Below are 11,006 nucleotides of genomic sequence, written 5' to 3'. Positions count from 1 at the left end.
ACACCTTCAAGTGTGAAGAGCCTCAAAACCTTTCTTTAAAAATAATTAAATCTTATCTGCTGATAACTCCTCTTATAATCAACTTGAAAGAAAAGCTTATCAGGAGATAAATAATGGCGATTAAAGATATCATTCAAAAAGATGTTGTTATCATAAATTCAAATGCGACTTTAAAAGATGCGGCCAAACAGATGTATGAAAAGCACGTTGGGGCCATAGTTGTTGTGGATAATATAACAGGAAAGAAAAATACTCCCGTTGGAATTTTAACAGACAGAGACATTGCCATATCTTTTGGAAAAGAAGGAAAGATTGAACCTTATTCTAAAGTAAGTGAGATCATGACTCAGAATGTAGTTCTGTGCACACCGAAGGATAGTATTGTCGATACAATAAAAAAGATGCAGGCCAATGGAATAAAGCGCATACCAGTTGTAAACAGTAGAGATCAAATAGTAGGAATCATTTCTTCGGACGATATTATTCAAAGACTTGGTAATGAAATCCATGACCTTTCACAAATTGTTAAATTAGAGATAGAAAAAGAATCGGCAATTCAATGTCCAATTGACGAAACACGACAAGTTAAAATTGCGTAATAGGAAGCGAAGATGTTTAAAAACCGAAAGGAAGCCGGTGCATTATTGGCCGAGGAATTCAAGGATAAGATACGCGAAAAAAATAACGCTGTAGTTATTGCTCTTCCTAGAGGAGGTGTTCCTGTAGCGTACGAAATAGCAATGAGGCACCGTCTTCCTCTTGATGTATTTTGTGTAAAAAAGATTGGTGCACCTAGAAACAGTGAATTAGCTATTGGCGCTGTCACCGAAACTGGAGACACATACTATAATAGAGATTTAATAAGTCACTTCGGAGTTAATGAACTTCAATTACGTCGATTAACAAATGAAAAGAGACGAGAGGCCCTGGAGCAGGCGAAAATTTTACGAAGAAGGAGAGAGCCAATTAATTTAGCAGGTCGAGATATTCTTATTGTTGATGACGGGATCGCAACAGGTGCAACAGTTAAGGCCGCAATCAAATTAATCAAACAGCAAACACCAAATAAAATTGAAGTTGTAACACCTGTATGTTCTAGAGAATCTTGGAGTGAGATTATAAATCTGGTAGATGATATTCTTGTACTTGAAACTCCACACAACTTTCTCTCCGTTGGTGAGTGCTATCTAGAGTTTCTACCAGTTTCTAATACAAGAGCAGGAGAACTATTAAAAGAAGCCTATGAAACATATCAAGGAAAAATACTAGCACAAGAACAAGATAGAATGTTCAGAAAATCCAAGGGCTAATCTTTACTTTTTGCTAGAGCGAGACCAAAGAATAAGAATGCTGAACCACTAAGTGTTTCAACAACACGCTTAGTTCTTCCCTTTTCAAACTGTGCCTTAAAGAAAGTAACAAAGTATCCAAATAGAAAGAGCCAGATTAAATTTAAGGCAATATGAACTAACGACAGGCCAATTGATTGAACTAGTGGATTAGAATTAATATCAATAAATTGAGGTAAGAAAGTTAAGTAAAAAATTGCAACTTTTGGATTTAAGATATTCGTTAAAAGACCTCTACGAAACTCACTAGAGACAGAGACCTGTTTTCTTTCATTTTTCGAAACGAGAAAGAGGTTCGTTTTACTACCACTAAACCATGCTTCATATAATGCACGCACACCTAAGTATATGAGATAAGCAGCTCCAATCATTTTCACAAAGTGAAATAGCTCAGCAGATTGTTGCAAGATTGCAGAGAGTCCCAGTGAAGACATCACTGCGTGAATAAAAAGACCTGAACAGATCCCTAAAATAGTGGCCATTATATTCTTACGATTACCACTTATTGAACTTTTCAAAACTAAGGCTGTATCTGAACCAGGAGTAATGGTTAAGATAAAACACAAAAATAAGAAAGCACTAAAAGAATTTTCCACGAGAATTCCAATAACAAAGTTCAATCTCTCTTCAAAAAGTATGAAGAGAGACTGATTATAGATAATTTAACTATTCATCATCCGCAAGGTACTCTATTCCAAGGTGAGCAAAACTAGTCCATGGAAAGATATCTGAAGCTACTTCCTTAACACTAGCATTGATACTTTCAGTATCTTCGATCAGGATTTGAGTATTCTTTAAATCAAAAAATGAGTTTTCAACTTGTTTTGATACTATTCCAAAAACTGATAAGCTCTTCTTTCGTGAAGAAGTTTTCGCGTTTACAGAAGCAAAGTGTGACTTGAAATCACAAATATAGACAGCATTGTTCACAACTGTCGTCATTTGAGAGAAAACTTCAATATTTGGAACAGACTTAAATTCCTCACTAATCATTTCAAGGAAGTTTCCGTTCCCTTCAAAGAATAAGAATGTTGGAGGTTGATTACCTCTTAACTCATCAAGTGTTGCAACGATTTTCTTTTTATCACTAAAGCTTCCAACAAAGAAACGTGCCTTTGTATCTGGATTCTTGATATCAAAACTTTTCTGGAATGAGCGATCAATTTTTGTAACAGCAGGTCCTGCATTTAAGAAAGACATTTTCACCTTATTCTTAATCTCTTCTGCTCTTTCAGTTAAGTTATTTAGAGCTGGTTTTTCAACAAAGTCACATGCTCCATTATTAAGAGTTTCTTGAGCATAACGTGTATCCTCACGGCTAGCACTTGATACGACAATTACATTTGGATGTCCCATACGATAATTCTTTTTCAGATACTCAACTCCATCCATTTCTGGCATATGAATATCAAGAGTCATCGCATCGACTCTATTAGTTTTTAGGAACTCCTGGGCCTCAACACCATTGGCCGCACTTCCAACAACTTCGAAGTCCTCATCTTTTTCAAATATCTTAGTTAGTAGTTTTACAACAGAAGAACTATCATCAACTATTAGCATACGAATAGGTTTAGGTATCGAAGGTAGACTTGAAATTGGTCTAATAGCAGGTCTCGAAAGTGGTGCAACACCATCTTTAACAAGACTAAGATTTCTTTCAGCCTTAGGTGCTTCCGGGTCTAGGCAATATACACTTGGAGCAAGTGTCTGAACCTTTAAACTCGTCCCCTTCAGCGACTCACTTATTCCAGTAACAAATAGCGCATCTTTATGTAGATATTTTTTGAAATTCATTACGATATTTTCAATAGATTTTTGATCAAAGTAGATGAAAACGTTACGACAAAAAATAATATCAAATTTTTTACTACCTAGAAACTTTTCTGGTGCAAGTAAATTCATAACACCAAACTGACAGTTATCTTTAATATTTGCATTAACTTTAGCAAATTTTGAAATTTCACCAGAGCCACGCATCCAGTTACCAGTTAAGTATACAGTTGGGATTGATTTTATTTCACGATAACGGTAAACACCATTCTTTGCAATCTTAACACTTTCAGGATCAATATCAGTTCCAACTATTTCGAAACGCATCCCAGGATAGTTTTTTAAATGATGATGAAAGAACATTCCAAGTGAGTAAACTTCTTGTCCACGACTACAAGCTGCCGAAAGAATTCTTATCGTAGAATCGCCACGCTTCTTTGCATTCGCAACAATACTATCAAGATTCTTTAATAAATATTCAAAGTGAGAAAACTCTCTAAAGAAGTAAGTATGGTGAGTCGTTAGCATTGAAATTAAATGCGATGATTCTTTTGCATAATTTTTTGTTAAATAACTATAATAATCTTCCGGAGTCGAGCAACCTAAGGTCATCATTCTCTTCTTAAGACGACTTGTTACCATCGACTGTTGTGCCGGTCCTAGAATATTGCCACTTTCTTTTGAAACAATTTCTGACACATAATTAGCAAGACTGATAATATCCCACTCAATACCTTTCTTAAAAGCTTGGTTCACATAGTTCTCCGAAATATAAAAAATCCCAATAGATGAAAAATCTATATCTCGACTTATCGTCAACTGTTATAATTTCTTAACAATAATTTCAGATAGTTAAATGATAAAAAGTAATCGGAACAAAATTTATAGATTGCTTAGTAAGGTACTGAAAAGTCGTTTTCAATTTACGTTAACCTGTCAGAGGTCATGATTTTTATCCCCGCTCTTTGCTCTATTGCCGCCTCTAGCATCACTTTTGCAATTGATGAAGCAGGGTTAATACGTAAGCTTTTTGGTAGGATATAGTGGAAAATTTTCAATAAACATTTTCCAATAACCTCCCCTAATCGAAACTCATTCCTCTCTCCACCAATGAGTCCAGGCCTCACTAGACAAAGAGACTTAAATTTTAAGTCCATCAATGCATTTTCCAAATTCCCTTTGACTTGATTATAAAAGAAAATAGAATTCTCATTCGCTCCCATTGCCGAATTTAAAACAAAAGTTTCAACTCCAACTTCCTTTGCACATCTTGCAAAAGTAAGAGGATACTCAAGATCTACTTTTTTAAATGCTTCTTTACTACCGGCCACTTTAATTGTTGTACCAAGAGCACATATGACGACATCAACATTCCACTCTTTAAGCATTGCTGAAGTTACCTGATCAAAATTAATGATGGGTGAATATAGTTTAGTGTGTGAATTAATTTCTCGACGTACAGGTGCAACAATATATTCGATTTCATCTCTTTCGATGGCCTGCTTTAACACATGACTGCCCACAAGGCCTGTTGCTCCTAGTATTAGTAATCTCATTCAATACTCCCTAACCAATTCATTTACATATTCACTACAATAAAGTTTAATTTTAATAAACAAAATTAGCTTTAACCACAGTGAGACAATTAATGACAAAGTTTGTTCTATATATTGCCTTTATATTATCAACTTCTTTTCACACATTGGCCCAACATAATTGGGTAAATACTCAAAGCCCACCACAAGATTGGTCAACTTTAGAGAATGATTTTGTGCAAGTTATCTACCCTAAAGGTTTTAAGAAGAATGCAATTTATATGGCCAATCTAATGGAGCACTACTCAAAATATGTAGGACTTTCTTATGGGCTAAAAAAGCCGGAGCAAGTTAGCTTGATCTATCGTCCAGAAATGGGTGATCCTAATGGATTTGTAACACTTGCTCCAAGACGTACAGAGTGGTTTGATTCAACAAATTTCTTTGCCCATGTAAGTACACTTGAGTGGCATGAAAATTTATCGATTCATGAGTATCGCCACGTTATCCAGCAAGATATCTTTAATAAGAAAACTGTAAAGGCGTTTGATGTACTTATGGGTGATACTGGGCAAGCACTTCTAAGTTATTTAGCTAGAAAGCCTTGGTATATGGAAGGTGATGCTGTTTATGCTGAAACAAAATATACTCAATCAGGACGAGGTCGCTCTTCTCGCTTTATGGCAAGACTAAAAGCAATTTTACTTAAAGGCGAAACACCAACATATGATCAATTTGTTAATGGAACATATAATGATAGATTAGTGAGTTGGTATATTTATGGATACGTTCTAATATCTCATGGTTACAAAAAGTATGGTGACAACTTTTGGGATAATGTCATGGACAATGTTACAGCAAGGCCTTATCCAAACGGAATTGTTGGCGCAATTGAAAATGCATCAGGCATCGACTTTTATGACTTCTACTACGAAGCATTTGAAGACTTAAGAAAAAAGTGGAAAAAGGACAGCTTTCCAGAATTAAAAATAACAGATTTTAATATTAAGACTAATCAATACAAAAATGGCGCTGATCTATATTATCTAGAGTATGACCTTAATAACTTCTATCGCTTAATTAAAGAAACTAATGGTAAAAAAGAAGTTCTAACAGATTTAGCCTACAGTGAAGACATTACTCGATTAGACTATAGTAAAAATCATGCCGTACAATCTCATTTTTTACCGCACTGGCGATATGGGTTCAAAAGCTATTCTGATTTAAGCCTAATTGATTTAAAAAATGGTCAAAAGAAGTATATTACTTCGGGAATGAGGCTTTATAATCCACACTTCAACGAAGATGGTACAAGGATCATTGCTATTAACTTTAATGACAAAAATAAATGGATAGTTCAAGAACTTGAATTAAATGGCAAACTCCTTAGAACAATCAAAAGCAATGAATACAAATTCTTAGAAGCTGTTTCAATCAATGAAGATGAAGTTATAGCACTTGTGACAAAGGCCAGTGGTGGAAAAGGTCTCGTACGTGCAAATTTAAGAAATAATAATATAACTAATCTAATTCCAGTAAGTTTTAACAATCTCTATTGGCTACAATCTGATTACAAAGATAATATTTTATTTGAAGCTCAATACAATGGTTCAGTTGAGGTTTTCAAATTCAACATAAACGCAAAAGAGCTACAAAAGTGTACGACTTCCAGAATTGCAGCCTACTCACCTACATTTTCAAATGATGAGATTTTATTCTCTGAACAAACAATAAATGGTAAGAGAATTAGCAATACTTCGATGTCAAACTGTCAGAAATTACCAATCGATAATTTAATTAATCCTGATAAGTTTTATTCCAAAGATAGCCCTAGTGATCGCTTAAATAACTTTGAAAAAATAGAATTTAAAGACCGTGATGAAGTAGCAAATAAAAACTTCAATCTATACAAAGAAAAAGATTACTCTGGTTTTGACTGGCGAGCTTTTACTCCACACTCTTGGAGCTTCTTTGTTGGTCAAGGTTATGGACTGTCATTGTGGGCAGATAATTACTTAAGAGACTTTGGATGGAATGTTAACCTAGGATATGAAGCGGCTGAAAACACACCATACTCTTCTTTGCAGATTGATTTCAAAAGATACTGGCCAATTTTCAGCCTAATCGCCGACTTAAGAGAACGAGAAGTAAGTCGTCTAGGGACAGATAATGATGACTATGGCTGGGATGAAAATGCAGTAGGAGCAAAAGTACAACTACCATTCGTTTTCAGAAAAAATCTCTATAACTTAAATATAACTTTAGATTATAGTGCTGAGTTCGTTCAAACTAAGGATTACAATTCAAATGACGTTGACACAACAGGAGAATCGGATTTAATTCGTCAAAGTACGTCACTACTAGTCGATCTTTATAAAGACTATACGGCAAGATCGATTATCTCGCCATGGAGCTTTTCTCTTTTAGGAATGTATCAGGATGCAAGTACAGATGACACGACTGGATTAGTTGGTGATTATCGCTGGTTTGGAGATCTTACAATTACGACACCTGGTTTTTTTAATAATAATGGCTTTAAATTTTCTGTTACTGGTGAAAAGTATGGAGATGGAACAAGCTATCGCTTTCAGCCAACTTCGCAAGAAATTATGGGATACGTTTTTTCTCGTGGTTATAATTATTTCGCAACGAAGAGATATGTAAAAACCACTTCTAATTATTTATTTCCACTTTTCTATCCGGATTATAATATTTCAGCATTCATCTACTTTAAGCGAATTTATATGAATCTCTTCTACGATAACACTAAAGTATACGCTATATCAGCAGACAATGGATTTCATATTAGTAGTTATGGAGCGGAACTAGTCTTTAACACATCGATCTTCAGGGCCATTCCCGTGGACTTTGGATACCGTTTTGTTAGAAAACACGAAACAGAAGAAAATGAAAGTGAAGTATTTTTAGGTATTGGAATTACATACTAGAAAAAAAAAGGCCCTCATATGAGGGCCTTCTTTTTGTTATCTTTCTTCTAATTTGTGATCTAGCTTAAGTTTTTTACGAACACTCTTTTTGATACTTGATTCAACAAGTGCACCCATTGAAACCATAAGTTGTCTTACAACATATGGAGGCATCGCCTGAAGATCATCAATTGACTCCTTCGCTGCTTCATACTCATCACTTGTTACGACAAGCGATGTATCATATGGGATATAATTAAAGATTAACTCTTCAATTTTTTCCACGCGAGTAGATGACTTAGGGTGACTTGAAGTAATTGCTTGAAAGAAAGTTTCATCATAATCAGGTACCGACGAAAAGTACTTTCCAAGTCCGTAAGGTGAATATCCTGCTTTATATGCATACTGAACACCTAGCTTATCAGCTTCAAGCTCTTGAATACGGCTAAATCCCATAAGTGGAATATCTTCTAATTTATCGTATACATAATAAGTAGCTGCACCACCTAGAATCCCAAAGTTGGCCCAAACAAAACCAGCTCCAACAAACTTTGTAGCAATAGACTTTAAGTTTCTTGTCACAGACTCTGTACCGTGTCTTTCAGTAACGTGTGCCCATTCGTGTCCTAATACACCAGCTAACTCAGCTTCAGTTTTTAGAGAATCAACTAGACCTCTAAAAACAAATACGTATCCACCTGGAAGAGCAAAAGCATTTTCAATTGGAGCATTAATGAAGAAAACCTTAGGTTCTACATCTGGCATATCTGATGCTTTAGCAATCTTCGTAATCATTGTCTTTAAGTACTCGGCCATTTCTCCATCTTGATAGATATAATTAGAGAAGTTATTTACGATTTCATAAGCAGCTTCTTTTCCAAACTGAGTATCTGTGGCAAATTTAAAAAAGTTACGTCCAAAACCATTATGTAGACGACCTTCTTCACCAATACGATTATAGTTTTTGTACTTTCCAACGGCCTTACATGAAGCTAGACTTTTAAATTTAGACATATCGACAACAAGCTCATTACCATTAACTTTGAAATCAACTGTATTTGTACAATTAGTAAGCTTAAGCTTATCACCTTGAAGTTTTACAGAACCTGCTTTTCTTAGATCAACACTTCCCTTTTCAGAATCGTAGTTACGTACTTCAAATTCCATTTTGATTTCAGTTGCTGATAACTTATTAAGCTCTGGTCCGTGATTATAATCTAGTTTAAGATTCAATTTTCTAGGATACATAGGTTTTACTTCGAATGACTCTTCACTTGAACCAGTTAGATTCAATTCCTGACCATTGATCTTCATTTCACCTGAAAGTGACTCACCTTCTAAGGCGTGAACAAACTTAACTTTTGATATCTTTTCGGCATTACAAGACACAAGAAGTGCTAATGTCATTAATGTCGCAATATTGACCATTCTTTTCATACTTTTCTCCCATTTTTGTAATAGGCATTACTACCAATGAAAGACTGTGTATGTCTTTAAGTGTGTAATAATGAACACAATAATTAGGCCAAATAATTCTCCATGGGGAAATATTGTCTCCCAAGAGCTCTAAACCCTCATAAAATGGTATAATTCGAGAGTTAATAAGAGGATAGCTATGATTAAGAATTTCACTATAAGTATCTGTAAACTGGTAGTAATTTTAGCGTTACCAACAATGGCACTGGCCACATCAGCAAATGACTTTATTTCTACGATGAAAAAACATGTTGGAGAATACAAAACCTTAGTAAGAAACTCAGATTTCTGTGATGCTTCAGAGGTTCAATTTATTGATAAAAAGTCGCCGAAAAAAGGACTTAGAATAGGTCAACGAATTTTTTTCGGGCCATTTTCAAACAAGAAAGAAATTGAAAAATCAGATTGTACATATAGTACTTCCTTCACTTATACAAAAAAGAAAGTAATTCAATTAAGTGAAGTGAGTGATTGCAAGGAATCAACAAAACAAAAAGATTCAAAAAGTACACAAATCCTAGAGATTACTGAAGGTACTCTAACCTACGAGTCTAAAGAAAGTGGGATAAAGTGTGTTTATCAAAAAGTGCAAAAGAATAAGGAGGCTAAATAATGAAGTCTCTAATTCTATTCTCAATTTTCTTTCTAAATTTTAACTCTTATAGTTCTGATCTTAATTCAAGTAAGACTAATTTTTTAAATGAACTCAATAGTGTTATTAATAGTGTCACAAATCCGCCCGATGGTGGCTGTCATAACTGTCAGGTAGAGGACAATACGATTTCTCAGGGTGATCCCCTACCAACTGAACACAGAAGAGATGGAAAGTATTTTAATAAAGACTGCCAAATGTTTATTACTGAAGATGGTAAAGAAGGTGTTTGGGGACAAATGATTACAGAGTATATTGAAAATGAATCTGGCGCTGCTGAGATGTTTCTCTACGATGAAATCAAAGGAATGACAGCGGCTCCATACACTTGCCCAAATTGGTACAATCTAAATAATGAACAAAGAAAGAGATTTTGGGTTTGGATGTTTGCTTCAATCGCTCAAGTTGAATCTTCATGTGATCCAACAAAGGTAAACACAGGACGCGTACCAGATGCAACAGATCGCCCAACTGGTCTCTTCCAATTAAATCGTAAGAAAGATGCACGTTATTGGCGTGGAAAGAACTGCCAATTTGCTTCTGGATATGAAACAACGATAGAGCCAAGAAACCAAGTGAGATGTAGTATGGATATAATGTACGATATCCTTCTTGCTAAAAAAGGAATCTATAAGGCCAATGGTAAAATTTTTCCAACTAACTCTTATTGGGAAAAGCTAAGACCAAATCATAGCCAAACTGGTGGACCGATTGGAGAGCTTGCTCGTATGTATCCACCTTGTAATGCGACCCCTTAATCTAAGGGGTCAGCCACCTTTAATTGGCACATTTTGACCCTAAACTGGAATTATTGCCCACTTAACTACCTAAATTTCATTTCTTTAATTATTCGTAATAATATGTCGATATGCCACTGTAAACACAGGGGAACTTTGTTGTACGTTAGTAGAATCTTTACATTCATTTTAGCGTTTAGTTTAAGCTTCTTATCCTTAAATCTATATGCTTCGACAAGTAAGCTTGGTTACTCAGGCAGACTTGTACTTAGTAACGGAACTCCTGTTACAGGTACCCCTAATTTAAAGTTTGATCTGTACTATTCAAATGATCTTCCTACAGTAATTGCAACTCAAACAATCAATAGCGTCCCTCTATCTAATGGAATCTACACTGTTGAGTTGGACTTTGATAACCTAGGATCCTTTGCCCCTCTCTATTCGAGTACTGCAGATGTTATTGATAAAATACCATCGGGACAAACTCTTGTAATTCGTGTGACAGATGTGACTGATATTGGAAGTCCAGTCGCATATGATTATCAAAATATCCTAGCGAA

At 35.1% G+C, this 11,006-nt stretch carries 10 protein-coding genes; 6 read left to right on the top strand and 4 right to left on the bottom strand.

Annotation, left to right across the window (positions count from 1 at the left end; genetic code table 11):
• The first annotated feature begins 113 nt into the window (after positions 1-113).
• Together C0Z22_RS14085 and C0Z22_RS14080 are read left to right on the top strand one after the other, a co-directional pair.
• On the top strand, positions 114-599 hold the full coding sequence (locus C0Z22_RS14085; RefSeq protein WP_103219010.1) for a cyclic nucleotide-binding/CBS domain-containing protein: 486 nt from the start codon (positions 114-116) through the stop codon (positions 597-599).
• A gap of 12 nt (positions 600-611) precedes the next feature.
• Positions 612-1,310 (top strand): phosphoribosyltransferase, encoded by a 699-nt coding sequence (locus C0Z22_RS14080; protein ID WP_103219009.1) that lies wholly within the window; start codon positions 612-614, stop codon positions 1,308-1,310.
• On the opposite strand, the gene C0Z22_RS14075 is transcribed toward C0Z22_RS14080, so the two are convergent.
• The 3 genes from C0Z22_RS14075 to C0Z22_RS14065 form a co-directional block, all read right to left on the bottom strand.
• Positions 1,307-1,945, bottom strand: a complete 639-nt coding sequence (locus tag C0Z22_RS14075) for a LysE family translocator (RefSeq protein ID WP_233189736.1) — start codon at positions 1,943-1,945, stop codon at positions 1,307-1,309. The genes C0Z22_RS14080 and C0Z22_RS14075 overlap by 4 nt on opposite strands.
• Positions 1,946-2,015: 70 nt before the next feature.
• A complete protein-coding gene (locus C0Z22_RS14070) occupies positions 2,016-3,875 on the bottom strand; it encodes a CheR family methyltransferase (RefSeq protein ID WP_158246937.1) in 1,860 nt (619 codons plus the stop codon).
• Between the two features lie 167 nt (positions 3,876-4,042).
• Positions 4,043-4,675, bottom strand: a complete 633-nt coding sequence (locus tag C0Z22_RS14065; protein WP_103219006.1) for an NAD(P)H-binding protein — start codon at positions 4,673-4,675, stop codon at positions 4,043-4,045.
• A 92-nt stretch (positions 4,676-4,767) separates the two neighbouring features.
• On the opposite strand from C0Z22_RS14065, the gene C0Z22_RS14060 reads away from it, so the two are divergent.
• On the top strand, positions 4,768-7,602 hold the full coding sequence (locus C0Z22_RS14060) for a hypothetical protein (protein WP_103219005.1): 2,835 nt from the start codon (positions 4,768-4,770) through the stop codon (positions 7,600-7,602).
• 36 nt (positions 7,603-7,638) lie between these two features.
• On the opposite strand, the gene C0Z22_RS14055 is transcribed toward C0Z22_RS14060, so the two are convergent.
• Positions 7,639-9,018, bottom strand: coding sequence for a M48 family metallopeptidase (locus C0Z22_RS14055; protein ID WP_103219004.1), 1,380 nt, complete (start codon positions 9,016-9,018; stop codon positions 7,639-7,641).
• 178 nt (positions 9,019-9,196) lie between these two features.
• On the opposite strand from C0Z22_RS14055, the gene C0Z22_RS14050 reads away from it, so the two are divergent.
• The 3 genes from C0Z22_RS14050 to C0Z22_RS14040 form a co-directional block, all read left to right on the top strand.
• Positions 9,197-9,670, top strand: coding sequence for a hypothetical protein (locus C0Z22_RS14050; RefSeq protein ID WP_103219003.1), 474 nt, complete (start codon positions 9,197-9,199; stop codon positions 9,668-9,670).
• Entirely contained in the window at positions 9,670-10,467 is a 798-nt protein-coding gene (locus tag C0Z22_RS14045) for a hypothetical protein (protein WP_103219002.1), read from the top strand. Before C0Z22_RS14050 ends, C0Z22_RS14045 begins: the two co-directional genes overlap by 1 nt.
• Positions 10,468-10,605: 138 nt before the next feature.
• A partial coding sequence (locus tag C0Z22_RS14040; protein WP_146037913.1) for a hypothetical protein occupies positions 10,606-11,006 on the top strand: 401 nt, incomplete at its 3' end.

The organism is Halobacteriovorax sp. DA5, from assembly GCF_002903145.1.
In the GTDB taxonomy this organism is placed as follows: Bacteria; Bdellovibrionota; Bacteriovoracia; order Bacteriovoracales; family Bacteriovoracaceae; genus Halobacteriovorax_A.
Note: the sequence above shows the minus strand (reverse complement) of the source record. Positions and strands in the feature narration are given on the sequence as shown.

Bases quoted from the DNA above. Each gene is read 5' to 3' on its own strand.
- C0Z22_RS14080 (WP_103219009.1), top strand. From the start codon at position 612: ATGTTTAAAAACCGAAAGGAAGCCGGTGCATTATTGGCCGAGGAATTC.
- C0Z22_RS14045 (WP_103219002.1), top strand. From the start codon at position 9,670: ATGAAGTCTCTAATTCTATTCTCAATTTTCTTTCTAAATTTTAACTCT.
- C0Z22_RS14065 (WP_103219006.1), bottom strand. From the start codon at position 4,675: ATGAGATTACTAATACTAGGAGCAACAGGCCTTGTGGGCAGTCATGTG.
- C0Z22_RS14055 (WP_103219004.1), bottom strand. From the start codon at position 9,018: ATGAAAAGAATGGTCAATATTGCGACATTAATGACATTAGCACTTCTT.
- C0Z22_RS14050 (WP_103219003.1), top strand. From the start codon at position 9,197: ATGATTAAGAATTTCACTATAAGTATCTGTAAACTGGTAGTAATTTTA.
- C0Z22_RS14060 (WP_103219005.1), top strand. From the start codon at position 4,768: ATGACAAAGTTTGTTCTATATATTGCCTTTATATTATCAACTTCTTTT.
- C0Z22_RS14085 (WP_103219010.1), top strand. From the start codon at position 114: ATGGCGATTAAAGATATCATTCAAAAAGATGTTGTTATCATAAATTCA.